The organism is Rhodocytophaga aerolata, assembly GCF_030503435.1.
Classification (GTDB): domain Bacteria; phylum Bacteroidota; class Bacteroidia; order Cytophagales; family 172606-1; genus Rhodocytophaga; species Rhodocytophaga aerolata.
The window spans coordinates 1-15,600 of sequence record NZ_JAUKPO010000066.1; the positions used below are offsets into that span (position 1 = coordinate 1).

Below are 15,600 nucleotides of genomic sequence, written 5' to 3' on the forward strand. Positions count from 1 at the left end.
CACGGCTGACAACCGTTGCAGTCAACGCAATACCAAAGCAGATGCAAACGGTGTGAAGGTGGCCATGTTACATTGGGTGTAATCATAAGATGACAAAAATTTCTGCTATATCATTACAAGATAATGAACAAGACCTCATTCGGGAATTAGTTAAAACGGAAGTCGAAGTGAGTATGACAGCCTTCAACTTCAATCCAGAATTTGAAGCTATTCCAAGTAATTTTGATAAAATAGGCAATTTTGAATTAGATGTTTTGGCTATCGAAAAATCATCTGGTCAAGTGGTGATGTTAGACCATGATCAGCTTAATTTCATTATGGGCAAAGTTGCGGAAAACATTTATAGCTTTGTTCGGGCATTGATAGAGATAGAAAAATTTTTTGAGCGGTGCCAGCAAGATGAAAAATTATATGATGATGAAGTGGCAATGAGAACAGTGGCCAAAAAAGCATCAGAGTTGGCAGGCGGAAGTGCATATGTTAACTACTATTTTATGACTTTTGGAATATAGATAAGAAGAAATCAAAAGACTAATCCCCAACATCGCACAAACGACAACTAGGCCACCTACCACAGTGCTTTAGCTTGAGGCCATAGCTGCGGTTGTGTATGTTCGTTCTGTGCAACTAAAAAGATGGAAAAACTACTACTGATTGGTTTCATCCTCTGTAAAGGTGATCAGATATACTTCATTAATCTCAAACCACTCAAAAGATTTAAAATGCCCGGGGTTGGTAAAATAGATCGTACCAGGCTCGGTATTGAAAGAAATATCGTCTGTAGTGTATCGTCCTCTGGCACTTTTTACAAATAAAAATGAGAAGTAATTTGGCCGGTAATCAATGGACTTAAAAGGCAGACTTGGATGAAGGTATCTTAAATTGTTAATCGTAAAGTCAGCCTTTTTCACAATGCAGGAAACAGGCAAATCCATGGCCTGATAGGTCTGGTGCAGCGATTCGAATACGGTAATTTGGTTTTGCATAAATACGGCTACAAGACTTTTAAATTTCTCCATTAAAGCCTAAACATTAATCATTTGGCCAATATAAATAAACGCCGAGAATTATGTTTAGCTATTTTAATCTAAAGGCCAACCTCAACTGATGATATCTTTCTCAATACTTAAACCTAAATTCATACAGATTACTCCTGCAAAGGAAATAGGCTACCAATGTGAATATGGCATCAATATTATTATTAACAAAAGAGCTGCTTACTTTCACTTTAATGCTTAGAAGTAAGGCAATTATCCACTTGCTTATTTAGGTGATTACAGAAAAGTCAATGAGTTCAAGTTATGCAATCCGACTTCAGGACACAACGAAACGACATTCGGACACTTTTAAGTTAACAGTCTATTCCATCTTTGCACGATAAAATTGGATTAACATGAACGTAACCTTAATTACTGGTGCCACCAGCGGAATAGGCGAGGCGCTTGCCTATCAGTTAGCCGGGAGAAAACATAATTTACTACTCATTGCCCGCAACAAGCAAAAACTCAAAAAGCTATGTGAGGAATTAGCTGCCAAAAACAGTATTGAAGCCCAATATATAGTGGCAGATCTTTCTGAATACAATGCACCGCGCTACATTTTTGAAGAAATTAATAAGAGAAATCTGTCGGTAAATGTACTGGTAAATAATGCTGGCATAGGTTCAAGTGGAGAATTTGTAAAAAATGACTTTCAATCAGATTTGGATATGCTGCAATTAAACAATGCCTCACTGGTTGCTCTTTGCCAGCTTTTTCTTCCGGAAATGGTCAAGCGTAAAAGTGGTACCCTTATCAATGTAGGTTCTCTGGCTTCGTTTTTTCCAAGTCCGTATATGGCTGTTTATGCAGCTTCTAAAGCATTTGTACGTTCGTTTACAGAAGCCCTGACGGAGGAGTGCAAACCGTATGGCATCCACGTTATGTTATTTTGTCCAGGCTTTACCAGTACGAATTTTATGAATACCCCAGCCAATAATAACGAGTGGGGAAAAACCCTAGTCAAAGGTGCCTATACGCAAACATCCGAGCAAGTAGCCGCAGAAATTCCTTGCAGATGAACATCGTAAGAGCATTGATTCCTAATGCTACTATAGCCAAAATCTTTGCCCAACGAAAAAGAAAAGAAATGGGATGGTAATTATTAATTTTATGGCAAATCAATAGTGAAATGAAAAATCAGGAAATATTCACTGTGCATATTCCGTCTGTCGCACAGCTACATCAACTAATGGGGTTGGCTAAACCTAAACACCCACTTCTTAGCTTATTACGATTTGAAGATTTTCCGAAGGCCCAAATTGAGCAGCGTACAAAATTGATATCGGATTTATACCAGATCACTCTTAAAAAAGACTGTCCCTGCAAATTGCAATATGGACAAACTTCCTACGATTTTGATGAAGGTGTCATGTCATTTATTGCTCCTAAGCAGGTGAACATCTTAGAGCCTGGAAATTTTTTACCCACATTCGGTTGGTTGCTGGTCATACACCCAGACTTCTTGAGAACATATCCAGTATATCAAAAAATACAGTCGTACGGTCTTTTTGATTATGCCGTTAGTGAAGCCTTGATAGTATCAGACGAAGAACAACAATCCATTGAAATAATATTTTCACAGATTGAAAAAGAAATGAACCTGCCCATAGACAATTTTAGTCAGGACGTTATTCTTTCGAACATAGATTTGCTGATGACCTATTGCAACCGGTATTATACCCGGCAGTTTATTACCCGCAAACCCCATAGCCACGAACTTTTGGGGAAGGTTGAAAAGATATTGAACGACTATTTTTCAAAAACAAGCACTGAAAATAAACTGCCTACTGTCAGCTATCTTGCCTCCGAGCTTCATTTATCACCTAAGTATTTGAGCGATTCCCTGAAACACCTCACCGGACAAACGGCACAGCAACACATTCACGAAAAACTGATTGAAAAAGCAAAAGAGAAATTATCAACTACTGAGCTTTCGGTAAGTGAAATAGCCTACCAGTTAGGGTTTGAGCAATCGCAGTCATTCAGCAAACTGTTTAAGGCCAAAACCACTTTTACTCCTCTGGAATTCAGGCAGTCTTTCCAATAAAGAAACCAGTTATGGGCAGGCAATGCTTCAAATCCTGTCTTGCCAATTCCTCCAGGTAAGCGGTAAGCTTATTGCCACAATCCGTAAAAAGCATACAACTTCCCTGAATTTGTATTATCTACAAGCCGCATCGCCATACGATCTTTACATCATCACTTAACACGTTACAAAGATGAACAAGACTATTTTAATTACAGGTGCAAGCAGTGGGTTGGGAAAAGAAACTGCCACCCTGTTTCAATCAAAAGGATGGAATGTTATTGCTACGATGCGGAAACCTGAACACGAAACGGACTTAACTACACTAGACAATATATTGGTTGCCAAACTGGATGTTTTAGAGGTAAGCTCTATCGAAAATGCAATACAAGAGGGTATCCGTAAATTTGGGAAAATTGATGTGTTGCTCAACAATGCAGGGTATGGTGCGTATGGTCCGTTGGAGTCTTTTTCCAGAGAAAAAATCATTCGCCAGTTCAACACCAATGTGGTTGGACTTTTAGATGTTACCAAAGCATTGCTACCCCATTTTCGTCAAAATAAAAGCGGTGTTATTATTAATGTTTCTTCCATTGGGGGTAAAATAACCTTTCCCTTAGGCACTTTATATCATGGAACTAAATTTGCCGTGGAAGGCATTTCTGAAGCTTTAAGCTATGAGGTTGAAGGGTTTGGCGGAAAAGTAAAAATTATTGAACCAGGTTCTATTGCTACTGATTTTGTAAGCCGTTCATTGGATTTCAACAACGATGAAACTCTTACCGAATATCAACCATTAGTTGGAAAAGTACTATCGGCGATGCCTGCTTTGTATCAGAATGCTTCACCGGCAAGTGACATTGCCCATGTAATTTATGAAGCGGCTACGGATGGTAGTAAGCAACTCAGGTATATTGCAGGAGAAGATGCAAAAACGATTCTAGCAAACCGTAAGCAATCTGATGATGAATCATTTTTTGAAGGCATGAAAGCACAATTCGGATTTTAATTTTAAAGATAGAGCCATTGCATCAGCAATGGCTCTATAGGTAGGTAATACTCACTATAATTACTAGTAGCCATGAGTGAATTTGTTCAGTTACATAAGATTTCAGATGTTTTCAAATTATTTCGTTTAGACAATAGCACGCAGCATCCGTTGGTGGCTACTGTGGATTTCACGAAAGTGAAGGAACATGTAAGCAATGATACCAAGATTTCCACCGATTTCTACTCAGTCATTTTCAAAAATTACTCGAAAAACAACGTAAAGTACGGCCGTAAAAATATCGACTTTCAGGATGGTAGTCTGATTTGTATGGGTCCTAATCAGGTTATTGTAATGGATAATGATGATGATATTGAAATATCGGGAAACATGATGGGATGGGGCTTATTCTTTCATCCGGATTTAATCAGAGACACTTCGTTAAATCAACAGATGAAGAGCTATAATTTTTTCTCTTACGAGGTAACCGAAGCGCTTCATCTATCGGAAAAAGAGAAACAAGTCTTATATGATTGTGTATCAAAGATAGAGGCTGAACTAAAAGAAAATATAGATGACCATAGCCAGGCTATTATTGTATCTACCATAGAACTGCTTTTAAACTATTGCACCCGCTTTTACGGAAGGCAATTTATCACCAGAAAAAGCTCCAATCACATGGTAGTAGTGCAAGTTGAGAAAATTTTAAAGGAACACTTTACTAACAATATAATAAATGAAAGGAGCTTGCCTACAGTTAAGTATCTGGCAGAACAAGTGCATTTATCACCTAGTTATCTGAGCGACTTACTTAAAAAAGAAACCGGCAAAAATACCCAGGATCATATCCACTATTATCTGATTGAGGAAGCAAAAAACAGCCTGTTGAGTACCAATAAATCGGTGGGAGAAATAGCCTATTCATTAGGTTTTGAGTATCCTCAATATTTTAATAAACTCTTCAAGCAAAAAACCGGAAAAACCCCCATAGAATTTAGAAGTTTAAATTAATACAAAAGTTTACTGCTAACAAGGATTTATGAGCTGGGGCCGATGGAATTTACAGCATTGGAGCTAAAATAACTATGCATTATTTTATTCAGCCTTCGTGTTAAAAATCCCCGCTTGCATTATTCCCTAAGCGTTAGTGGTACAGGGATAAAAAGATAAAATACGCTTCAAAAGGTCATCCACTTTCTCATTTTGGTCACAAAATCCCTTCATCCGGCTGCAAGTACCCAATGGCACCGTTTTTTTTTGTACCCAGAGTTATAACATTCAATTTGCCAACATCTCATAATTGACTACAACAAAAGTAGAACTGGCTACATCTGTTTATGGATAGTTACGGACTTTTGTCCTATACATCAAACAGACAGTAAAATGAAAATAGTAGTCACAGGCTCCTTAGGGCACATCAGCCGGCCGCTTACCCAAGAGCTAATCCAACAAGGCCACACAGTTATTGTTGTCAGCAGTAAGGCTGAAAGAAAACCAGAAATTGAAGCCCTAGGCGCAAAAGCGGCTATCGGCACCATGGAAGATATGGATTTCTTATCTGTAACTTTCCAGGGAGCAGACATTGTATATGCGATGGAAGCGCTCCATGCCGGAAGTTTTCATAATCATGATCTGGACTTTGTTGCGGCTAATACCAAACTGGGCAGTAATTATAAACAAGCCATTGAGCAAGCGGGTGTAAAACGGGTGGTACATCTGAGCAGCATTGGGGCACATATGGCTCATGGCAATGGTATTCTTGCTTTTCATTACCAGGTAGAAAATATTATAAGGCAACTGCCCGATGATGTCTCCATCAAATTTATGCGTCCGGTAGGTTTCTACTACAATATGTTTGCGTTTATACCCGTCATAAAAACACAGGGAGCTATTATCCAGAATTATGGAGGCGATGAAAAAGAACCCTGGGTTTCACCACTGGATATCGCACGTGTGATAGCTGAAGAGATGGAAAGACCTTTTGACGGCAGAGAAATTCGGTACATTGCCAGCGATGAAGTTTCGCCCAATGAAGTAGCAGCCATTTTAGGAGAAGCCATCGGCAAACCAGATTTGAGATGGAAAGTTATTTCCGACGAACAATTCCTAAATGGTTTACTAAATACAGGTATGAATCCAAAAACGTCCAAAGGGCTTATGGAAATGAATGCAGTTAGGCGTGGAGGTGTCTTGTATGAAGATTATTACCGCAATCAACCAGCCTTGGGCCATGTGAAGTTGAAAGATTTTGCAAAAGACTTCGCTAAAGTTTATAATGCGTAACTTACTACTACCTATACTCATCTTTGGTGGGTGCGTAGGTTAACACTCATAACTTCTGCAACAATGACAAATACAAAACTATACAGAATCAAAACCATCAATGAGTTTCATAAGTTGAGAGGTGTGCCAAAGCCGCTGCATCCTTTGGTCAGTGTTGTTGATTATGCATCCATCGAGCACTCTAATAAAAACAATCTGACAAGCTGGGTACTGGACTTTTATTCTATCTCGCTGAAAAGAACAACCAATGCCAAGCTGCGGTACGGACAGCAGGAATATGATTTTGACGAAGGCGTCTTGTTTTTTATGGCACCTGGCCAGGTTTTCAATGTTACCATAAATACCAGCTTACCTTCCAAACATACAGGCTGGTTGCTGCTGATTCATCCGGACTTTCTGTGGAATACTTCTCTTGCAAAGAAAATCAAAGGATATGATTTTTTTGATTATTCGGTAAACGAGGCATTATTCCTATCGGAAAAAGAGGAGGTTACTATAACCAATATTGTAAAAAGTATTGAGCAGGAATACCAGGCCAATATTGATAAGTTCAGCCAAGATGTGATCATTGCTCAACTCGAATTGCTGCTCACCTATGCAGAACGCTACTACCAACGGCAATTTATCACACGGAAAATAAGCAGTCATCAGCTTCTCGATAAGTTAGAAAAATTGCTCCATGACTATTTCAACGATCCGGATTTAGTAAGCAAACGACTGCCTACCGTTCAATATATTGCAGATACCCTAAACGTATCGCCAAGCTATTTAAGTGGTCTGCTAAAAGTGCTGACCGGACAAAGCACCCAGCAACACATTCACGACAAATTGATTGAAAAAGCGAAAGAAAAATTATCGACTACCAGCTTATCAGTAGGTGAAGTAGCCTACCAGTTAGGGTTCGAGCATTCACAATCATTCAGCAAACTTTTCAAGGCCAAAACCAATCTTTCGCCTCTGGAATTCAGGCATTCCTTTAACTAATCTCAAGGTAACTGTACTAATCATTGTTTCGGATACAACAACCTGTGATTTGGCTACAGCCGAAAATTCTTCCATACCGAACTTTGTAGTGTAATCATTTTAAAACATAACATTTAAAAAAATGGACACAAAAAAAGTTTGGTTTGTCACCGGAGCCTCTAAAGGATTAGGTTTGACCTTAGTAAAAAAATTATTGGCCGAAGGCTATCAAGTAGCCGCCACTTCCAGGACGCTTGGAAGCCTCCAAAAAGAAGTAGGTACCTCTGCTAACTTTCTTCCCTTGGAAGTAGAGATAACCGATGAAAAGAGTGTAAATGATGCCATTGCCAAAACCCTAGAAACTTTTGGCTGTATTGACGTAGTCGTGAATAATGCTGGATACGGACAATTAGGTACGCTGGAGGAGTTAAGTGACAACGAATCCCGGGAGAACTTTGACACCAATGTATTTGGTATGCTGAATGTGATCAGAAGTGTAATGCCCCATTTCCGTGGTAAAAAGTCAGGACATATCATTAACATATCTTCCATTGCCGGATTTTTGGGAGCATTTCCAGGCTGGGGCATTTACAATGCTACCAAGTTTGCTGTTGCCGGCCTTACTGAAGCTTTTTCGGCAGAGGCTAAATCTTTGGGTGTGAAAGCCACCATAGTTTACCCAGGCTACTTTAAGACCAACTTCTTATTAAAAGGCTCTCTGCACTTTGCCCAACATCAGATTGCTGATTACAAAGAAGCCAGAGAGTTAGACAGAATGCATTTAGAAGACATTCCGGGTAACCAGCCTGGCGACCCCGAAAAAGCAGCTCTTGCATTTATTCAAGTAGCCGAAAGTGAAAATCCACCACTACATTTCTTTATGGGAAGTGATTCATATGGAATGGCCAAGCAGAAATTGGAGATTCTTCAAAAAGAACTTGAGCTGACGGAGACTCTTAGTTTGTCAACCGATTTTGCCAGATAATTCACTATTTACTGAAAAGACCATCTTACTGAATGAATAATTTACGGCATGGTAGTCTTTTCAATAACATACTCTTCGTGTGGAAACAAGACGGAATTTTATTGGCAAAGCAGGATGGGGAGCAGCAAGTGCATTGTTTGCTCCCACATCAATGACTATATTCAAAGGCTTGTCAAACGAACAAAATCGTATGAATGTATTGCAAGATACTGAAAGTCCCAAAATAGGGAATACTGGAGCAATCGATCGGCTTTACCTTTTAAATGGAGGTTTTGCCATAGCCCCAGACAAATCTATGTATACACCCGGAAAATGGAAAGGAGAGCAAATTACCCTTTGCTGCCATGCTTACCTAATGAAACGCCAGGATGAATGGATTTTGTGGGATACAGGCATAGAAGATGATATCATACATGAACCAGGAGGCAAAATAATCGCCCATAACATACGGGGCATAGTCGTGAGAACGATCCGTTCACAGCTAGCAGATATTGGTATAAGGACAGAAGATATTAGCAAAGTAATTTTATCTCACGCTCATTTCGACCATGTGGGAAATGCAAAGTTGTTTCCTTCTGCAACCTGGCATATTCAGTATCGCGAACATGAAGCGATGTTTGGGCTAGACTATGCAAAATACGGGTATTTACCTTCCCTTTATGAAACTCTGAAAGGGGCAAAAGTTAAGCTGATGAAGGGCGATTATGATTTGTATGGAGATGGAAGCATAAAGGTTATTTCTACACCCGGACATACGCCCGGGCATTGCTCCTTATTAGTTCGATTACCCAAAACAGGACCGGTGATGCTGGCTGGGGATGTGGCACATTTTACTTATAACCTGGAACACCACCAGGTGCCTAGTATGAATAGTGATTACACGGAATCCCTTAACTCCATGAAGCGGGTGGAAGAGATTGTACAAGAAGAAAAAGCCCGGCTTTGGCTTAACCACGATATTTCGCAAATGGCCACTCTTCCACAGGCTCCTTCCTTTTTAGAGTAATGGTATCACAACCCAAAAGCAGTAGTTATGAAAAATGAACCTATACACACATTCAACTCCATCAGCGAGTTTCATAAAATGAGCGGGCTCCCCAAACCGGAACATCCCTTAGTAAGTCTGGTAGATTATGGTCTGGTGGACTATCAAACGCATGAAAAGGAAATCAGCTGGGTACAAAACTTTTATTCCATTGGATTGAAGCGCAATATTGGAGGTAAGTTCCGCTACGGCCAACAGTCCTATGATTTTGATGAAGGCCTGCTATCATTTGTGGCGCCAGGCCAACTGGTACACCTTGCCGTAGTAAAGCCCGAAGTAAAACCTACCGGGTGGCTATTGCTTTTTCATCCCGATTTTTTGTGGAATACCTCGCTTGCAAAAACCATCAAACAATACGATTTTTTCGGCTATGCAGTCAATGAGGCTTTGTTTATGTCAGAAAGGGAGGAGGCTATCATCACAGAACTCATGCAGAACATAGGGCGGGAGTATCATTCCAATATCGATAAATTCAGTCAGAAAATCATCATTGCCCAGATAGAGTTGCTCCTGAGTTATAGTGAACGGTTTTATGGAAGGCAATTTATTACCCGGGAAAAGAGCAGCCATCAACTGCTGGAAAGATTGGAAAAGGTTCTGGAGGATTGTTTTAAACATGATAATTTGATAGAGAAAGGCTTACCTACCGCTCAGTACATTGCAGAGGCTCTGCATGTCTCACCCAACTATTTAGGCAGTTTGCTTAAAGCATTAACCGGGCAAACTACTCAAGGGCACATACACAATAAACTGCTTGAGAAAGCCAAGGAGCGGCTATCCACCACTAGCTTATCTGTCAGTGAAATTGCCTACCAGTTAGGCTTTGAACACCCACAATCGTTCAGCAAACTATTTAAGGCTAAAACCAACCTTTCGCCTTTAGAGTTTAGGCAATCGTTTAATTAATAGTGTTAAGATGGCAAGTCCTATAAAGGATATAAGACAGGTGCTAGGTCTGGCTTTCAAAATGCCGGAATTATCGAGTAAAATCCACTTTCAAAGCATGTTAGTAGGCAGGGCTCATATGTAATAAGATGACCCTGGCATAGTCTATACCGGTATACAACATGATCATGAATCTACAAGTGATAAATTCTTTATTGGATTGGCCAGAAGTTTTCTGTTGCTATTACCAGGGAATTTCGCCCGTTTCCGGATTAGTTTCTTCACTAAAGAATTTACCTGTTGGTCCGTTTTGGTCAATTAACGCATATTTTATGATGCGTTTTCTTGCTTCTTCCACTTCACCTCCCCTGTGGTTAGTAAAATCAGTCTTTGTGTAGCCCGGACAAACTGCATTTACCTTGAAAGCCGTATCACGCAATTGGTAAGCTAACTGAACAGTGTACATATTCATCGCCGATTTTGAGGAAGCATACACGGCATATTTAGCATAGTCATATGCTGGCCAATTGGGGTCGCTTTGAAGCGAAAGAGAGCCCACACTAGTACTTACATTTACAATTCTTGGCTGGGGAGATTTTCGTAATAAGTCCATGAAGGCCTGTGTGACGCTTATAACGCCATAAAAATTAACCTCAAACACTTCTTTGAAATGATCAATACTTGTATGGAGAGCGTTTTGTGGCAAGATTCCACTGATGCCGGCATTGTTTATCAAAATGTCTAACCCTCCTTGTTCCTGTTCAATTATGTGCTTGGCAGATAGAATTGTCTCTGGCTTGGTTACGTCTAATTCTATGGCCTTCAGGTTTTGAAAGCCATTGCCTTCCAATTCTTTTACGATCGCATTCCCTTTTTCAACATCACGGCTACCCAAGTAAACGAACAACCCCTCTTTTGAAAGTTGTTTGGCTGTTTCCAGGCCTATGCCTTTATTGGCTCCGGTAATTAATACGGATTTACTCCCTTTTTTACTATTGCTTTTTTCGTGTTCTTGATTCTTTGATTTCATTTTTGTCTTTTCAGAATGTATGATGCCAAAGTGCATCGGTTAAAAATGAAATCGTTTACCATTTGGTAAAAAGCGGCTTAGCGGATATTTTTTCTTATCCTACTTAAAGATTGTTGGGTAACCCCTAAGTAGGAGGCAATGTAAGAGAGTGGAACACGATTCGTAAGGGAGGGATAGTTTTTGATAAATTCCAAATAACGCGTGGTGGCATCTTGTGAAATGACCGGACCTTTTCTGGATTTTTGGAAAAGACACTTTTGGACCATTTTACTTTGAATAGTGTCCCAACCTACAATCGTATGGGAAAGTTCTTCCCAATCTTGTTTTGAAAATACAATCAGTTTACAAGCAGTACTGGCTTGCAAGTATTCCGAAGAAGGAGTGTTTGCCTCAAAATTGACATAATCTACCACTAAGCTGTTTTCGCTGATAAAGCAGCGGGTGATTTCTTCTCCATTGTTGGTGTAATAACACCCACGCATTACCCCTTCCACAATAAAGCCGACTTGTTTGGGAATTTTTCCGGCTTGTGAAAAATATTCGTCTTTTTGGAGTTCAACTTCTCTCATCTTCGATTCAACCAGGGCTATTTGTTGTTTGTTGAGGGTACCAAACTGCAAAATATAATCTATTAATTCTTTCATAGTGCAAAGTAGGTAAAATGAATGTTGAGGAATTTACCATTTGGTAAAATGTGTCTGTAAGGCGGCCTGTTTTCCTGACATAAAGCAATAAGAAACAAATCCTCAGATTAATACTTAGTGGCTATACTAGTGAGTTGCCTGAATGGGCAGGTAAATTAATTACCCTATTTCTTTACTTCAAACCTTAGGAATGCATTTCACAAAAAATAACAAACCGATAGGTACAAAAATATTAGTAGAAGAGTTGTATCCACTAACCAACAAGTTATAGAAAAAACTCACGAACCAGGTTTGCAAAAAAGTGAAGCTAATACATTTAAATAAATACGTATTTACTCAATGGCATCATCTTTTACATACTGCTTACCTTATTTGAAAAGTATTATAATCCTATTAAACTTTAGTGATAAATTCAAACGGCGAAATAAAGAACGCCAACACATCGCAAAGACATAAAACGTTAGTAGCAACAGCAAAACAATCTTCATGATAGATAACTTAGTAAGAATCATTCGACAAACGATAGAGGTCAGCGAGACAGAATGCGAACTGATTGCCATGCTGTTTACAGAAAAGGTATATAAAAAGGGAAGTTTCTTTCTATCTGAAGGTGATATATGTAAACACGTGGGATTCATTAGCCGTGGTTTGGTGCGATATTATATCAACGATGAGGGAGAAGATAAAACCTATTATTTCTCACAGGAAAATGAGTTTGTTTGCAACTATGAAAGCTTTGTGCCTCAGCAGCCATCTAAACAAAATATACAGGCACTGGAAGATTGCACCATGCAGGTGATCTCGTATAATGACCTGCAAACATTTTATAAGAAACTAAAAAACGGAGATCGCTTCGGCAGGCTGGTTATCGAACAAGTGTTTATTAAGACCTTACAAGAACTAAATTCATTTTATACCGATCCGGCCGATATTCGCTATCAGAAATTTATGGCCCAGCATCCTGATTTGCAACAAAGGATTCCACAATATTACATTGCCTCTTTTGTTGGGGTAAAACCACAGTCGCTAAGCCGTATCCGAAAAAAATATTTGCTGAATAACTAATTTATTAACCTAGGTGCACGAACGCCGGAAAGAAGTATGCGAATTTTGTTGCTATTAAACACAAAGGATATGGCAATAAGAATTTCATACATCATTGTTTTTCTCACGGGGCTGGGAATGCTATTTATCGGCAGTAGATTTTTTATGTCTCCTCAGCTAGCCGAGGTTGCATATGGTATCCGTCCAGAGACAGCTGGGAATTATTCGTTTCACTACATCAAAGGAGTAAGAGATTTGTTTTCAGGCCTACTCGTTTGCACGTTGGTATTGTTAAACCAGCGCAAAGCGTTGGGTGTTGTGCTGCTGACTGCTGCCATCATTCCCTTTGGAGATATGCTGATAGTAATCAGTAAAGAGTACAATTCTCTGGTACAGGCTATGCCGCATATAATGGCACTCATCATTTGCGTTGTTGCTGGGCTTGTTTTATTGCTAGCGAAACCGGTACAAAAAGCAGGTATTGTCTCTAATAGCTTCATCAAGGTGATACAATCTGCAAAGAATGGAAGGGATACCATCATCGAGTTGAATATATTGCCTGGCAACAAAATACCCTGGCACTATCATACGCTGTTTACAGAATCGTTCGAAATAGTTAAGGGCAGATTGGAAATTGGAAAGGGCAAAGAGATTCACCAGGCAAAACAAGGCGATATGTTGACAATAAAGCCTTATGAGAAGCACTATTACAACAATGTTTACCAAGAGGAATGCATTATCAGAACAATCATTAAGCCAGGTAATACCGATTTTGAAAATGCTTTGCTGTTGTTAAAAGGTCTGGAAGCAGACGGACTGGCAACCAAGGCAGGAACACCCAAAAAGCTCACTGACCTTGCCTTGTTTGTTCGCTTAAATAATTCACGCATGATGGGCTTTCAAAAATTTGCGGAGCCATTTTTTGCCTACCTGTCAGACAGAGCTATTAAGAAAGGGTATTTAGATACATTGATGCAGCAGTATCAAAACAGATAACAACTGCCGCTGGCACATAAGGGTTCATGGTCAATTACTACTATGAGCCCTCTATTGCACAAAACGGCCATCTCAGGCAGATAACCCATTCAGAATTAACTCCTGATAGTGTATCGTAGCACTACTACACCATTACCAATGCTGCGTTGCTCCATCAGGTCCATATTTACTCGCAAACCGTCAGGCAAGAAGCGCTTTCCACCACCAACAATAACCGGGAAGATAATTTGCTGAAGCTCATCGACAAGACCTGCTCTTAGTGCTTGTGCAGCCAGTGCTGGGCCGGCAAGGGCTATGTCGTGCGTGGCATCAGCTTTAAGTCTACGGACTATCTCCGGATTCCACTCCTGCTCAAGGCGTGTACGCTTGCTGCGTGGCTCGGAAAGTGTACTAGAGTAAACAATCTTCTCGGCTGCCTGCCATTCATGAGCCCATTCGAGCACGAACCTGGGTTGATTGGGGATGGTGTGAGCAGTCTCCCAATAGAGCATTGTCTCATACATTCCCCTTCCGTAGAGGTAGGTGCCGACCGAAGAGACCAGCTCATTTATGTAGGTGTGCACTTGCTCATCTTGGGGAGCGGCCCAGCCGAAGTTGCCTTCTTTATCCTCTATGTAACCATCCAGCGATGTGAGCATCGAATAGATCAGTCTTACCTTGCTTTTATTCATCATCTATATGTCTTAAAACATGCTTCAAATTGATTATGGCAAATTTAGGTAGTAGATAACACATAATTGAAGGGGTAAAGCGTCGAAATTAGGGGGGATTGCGTCAAGGTAGTCTTTTTATATAAGTCAGCCTTTGTATTTCCTCATCAAAGTTTATATAGTTGGGTCAATTAAAAGGGAGGAATTATTCTAAGCGGTCAGTTAAATTAACTACCCCTTTAGGTAACGCATCAATATAGGTAAGAGAGAAAAGAAACACAGGTAAACCCTGCTAATGCAATTTTTTCTATCTAGTCCTCCAGTTTGTGGGTATGATCCTATAGAGTTTTATCCACATCCAATAGGAGAAGACTACTTACCACTAAGGATAGTTTATTGCCCAATAATTTTCTTCCGGTGTTCTATTCCCCACTCTGTCAGATTGTTAATGATGGTCTTTAGGGTTAGGCCATGTTCTGTAAGCTCATATTGAACAGTTACCGGTTGGGTATCTAAAACGGTTCGCTTAACTAGTTTGTTTATTTCCAGTTCCTTTAATTCTTTGCTCAGCATTTTGTTGGAAATACCCACGACATCATTGAGAATATCAGAAAATCTTCTTTTGTTGTAATAGCAGATAGAGGAGATAATGGATATTTTCCATTTCCCATTCAGCACGTCCATGGAATCCTGGACGGCCCTCATTTCCTTTTTGTGTTCTTTTTGAAATTCTTTTACCTGACACTCCATAAGGTTACTTAGTTACTTAGAGGTTACTGTTACTTTTCGTAACAAAGTTACTAAAATAAATTTAAGTTAGATAGCTTTGCCATGTTAATAGAAAAAAAAGCAGAAAAAATGAGCAAATTAAAAAATAAGGTGGCCATCGTTACCGGTGCTTCCAAAGGAATAGGCGCTTCTATTGCTAAATATTTTGCGGCAGCAGGGGCAAAGGTTGTTGTCAATTGTATGTCGTCAGATAGAATTGGACAACTGATGGCAAAATAGAAGAGACAAATGA

At 39.8% G+C, this 15,600-nt stretch carries 18 protein-coding genes; 13 read left to right on the forward strand and 5 right to left on the reverse strand.

Going from position 1 to position 15,600, the window contains the following annotated elements; genetic code table 11:
* Positions 1 to 89: 89 nt before the first annotated feature.
* The gene (locus Q0590_RS35055; RefSeq protein WP_302042342.1) at positions 90 to 512 is read left to right on the forward strand and encodes a hypothetical protein; all 423 of its coding nucleotides are present in this window, start codon (positions 90 to 92) and stop codon (positions 510 to 512) included.
* Positions 513 to 647: 135 nt separating this feature from the next.
* On the opposite strand, the gene Q0590_RS35060 is transcribed toward Q0590_RS35055, so the two are convergent.
* The gene (locus Q0590_RS35060; RefSeq protein ID WP_302042343.1) at positions 648 to 986 is read right to left on the reverse strand and encodes a hypothetical protein; all 339 of its coding nucleotides are present in this window, start codon (positions 984 to 986) and stop codon (positions 648 to 650) included.
* 407 nt (positions 987 to 1,393) lie between these two features.
* On the opposite strand from Q0590_RS35060, the gene Q0590_RS35065 reads away from it, so the two are divergent.
* From Q0590_RS35065 to Q0590_RS35105, 9 genes are all read left to right on the forward strand, one after another.
* Positions 1,394 to 2,059: an SDR family NAD(P)-dependent oxidoreductase gene (locus tag Q0590_RS35065; RefSeq protein WP_302042344.1), complete on the forward strand. Its 666-nt coding sequence runs from the start codon at positions 1,394 to 1,396 to the stop codon at positions 2,057 to 2,059.
* Positions 2,060 to 2,169: 110 nt separating this feature from the next.
* Complete coding sequence (locus Q0590_RS35070) at positions 2,170 to 3,087, forward strand: helix-turn-helix domain-containing protein (RefSeq protein WP_302042345.1); 918 nt, start codon at positions 2,170 to 2,172, stop codon at positions 3,085 to 3,087.
* 172 nt (positions 3,088 to 3,259) lie between these two features.
* A complete protein-coding gene (locus tag Q0590_RS35075; RefSeq protein ID WP_302042346.1) occupies positions 3,260 to 4,075 on the forward strand; it encodes an SDR family oxidoreductase in 816 nt (271 codons plus the stop codon).
* 72 nt (positions 4,076 to 4,147) lie between these two features.
* Positions 4,148 to 5,065 carry a helix-turn-helix domain-containing protein gene (locus tag Q0590_RS35080; RefSeq protein ID WP_302042347.1) on the forward strand — a complete coding sequence of 306 codons (918 nt, stop codon included), beginning with the start codon at positions 4,148 to 4,150 and terminating at the stop codon, positions 5,063 to 5,065.
* 372 nt (positions 5,066 to 5,437) lie between these two features.
* A complete protein-coding gene (locus Q0590_RS35085; RefSeq protein WP_302042348.1) occupies positions 5,438 to 6,337 on the forward strand; it encodes an NmrA family NAD(P)-binding protein in 900 nt (299 codons plus the stop codon).
* A 63-nt stretch (positions 6,338 to 6,400) separates the two neighbouring features.
* Positions 6,401 to 7,321, forward strand: a complete 921-nt coding sequence (locus Q0590_RS35090; protein WP_302042349.1) for a helix-turn-helix domain-containing protein — start codon at positions 6,401 to 6,403, stop codon at positions 7,319 to 7,321.
* 121 nt (positions 7,322 to 7,442) lie between these two features.
* A complete protein-coding gene (locus tag Q0590_RS35095; protein ID WP_302042350.1) occupies positions 7,443 to 8,285 on the forward strand; it encodes an SDR family NAD(P)-dependent oxidoreductase in 843 nt (280 codons plus the stop codon).
* Between the two features lie 79 nt (positions 8,286 to 8,364).
* Positions 8,365 to 9,291, forward strand: a complete 927-nt coding sequence (locus Q0590_RS35100; protein ID WP_302042351.1) for an N-acyl homoserine lactonase family protein — start codon at positions 8,365 to 8,367, stop codon at positions 9,289 to 9,291.
* Positions 9,292 to 9,318: 27 nt separating this feature from the next.
* The gene (locus Q0590_RS35105; RefSeq protein ID WP_302042352.1) at positions 9,319 to 10,236 is read left to right on the forward strand and encodes a helix-turn-helix domain-containing protein; all 918 of its coding nucleotides are present in this window, start codon (positions 9,319 to 9,321) and stop codon (positions 10,234 to 10,236) included.
* 223 nt (positions 10,237 to 10,459) lie between these two features.
* Here the strand turns inward: Q0590_RS35105 and Q0590_RS35110 are convergent, their stop codons facing one another.
* Together Q0590_RS35110 and Q0590_RS35115 are read right to left on the reverse strand one after the other, a co-directional pair.
* Entirely contained in the window at positions 10,460 to 11,245 is a 786-nt protein-coding gene (locus tag Q0590_RS35110) for an SDR family oxidoreductase (protein WP_302042353.1), read from the reverse strand.
* A gap of 77 nt (positions 11,246 to 11,322) precedes the next feature.
* Complete coding sequence (locus tag Q0590_RS35115; protein WP_302042354.1) at positions 11,323 to 11,889, reverse strand: Crp/Fnr family transcriptional regulator; 567 nt, start codon at positions 11,887 to 11,889, stop codon at positions 11,323 to 11,325.
* A 486-nt stretch (positions 11,890 to 12,375) separates the two neighbouring features.
* Here Q0590_RS35115 and Q0590_RS35120 point away from each other — a divergent pair, with 486 nt between their 5' ends.
* Positions 12,376 to 12,954, forward strand: coding sequence for a Crp/Fnr family transcriptional regulator (locus Q0590_RS35120; RefSeq protein WP_302042355.1), 579 nt, complete (start codon positions 12,376 to 12,378; stop codon positions 12,952 to 12,954).
* Positions 12,955 to 13,023: 69 nt separating this feature from the next.
* Positions 13,024 to 13,929, forward strand: a complete 906-nt coding sequence (locus Q0590_RS35125) for a DUF4267 domain-containing protein (RefSeq protein WP_302042356.1) — start codon at positions 13,024 to 13,026, stop codon at positions 13,927 to 13,929.
* Between the two features lie 95 nt (positions 13,930 to 14,024).
* Here Q0590_RS35125 and Q0590_RS35130 read toward each other — a convergent pair whose 3' ends face one another.
* Positions 14,025 to 14,603 carry a dihydrofolate reductase family protein gene (locus tag Q0590_RS35130; RefSeq protein ID WP_366970770.1) on the reverse strand — a complete coding sequence of 193 codons (579 nt, stop codon included), beginning with the start codon at positions 14,601 to 14,603 and terminating at the stop codon, positions 14,025 to 14,027.
* 369 nt (positions 14,604 to 14,972) lie between these two features.
* Positions 14,973 to 15,329: a winged helix-turn-helix transcriptional regulator gene (locus tag Q0590_RS35135; RefSeq protein WP_302042357.1), complete on the reverse strand. Its 357-nt coding sequence runs from the start codon at positions 15,327 to 15,329 to the stop codon at positions 14,973 to 14,975.
* A gap of 81 nt (positions 15,330 to 15,410) precedes the next feature.
* Here Q0590_RS35135 and Q0590_RS35140 point away from each other — a divergent pair, with 81 nt between their 5' ends.
* On the forward strand, positions 15,411 to 15,587 hold the full coding sequence (locus Q0590_RS35140; RefSeq protein WP_366970772.1) for an SDR family NAD(P)-dependent oxidoreductase: 177 nt from the start codon (positions 15,411 to 15,413) through the stop codon (positions 15,585 to 15,587).
* Positions 15,588 to 15,600: the final 13 nt, after the last annotated feature.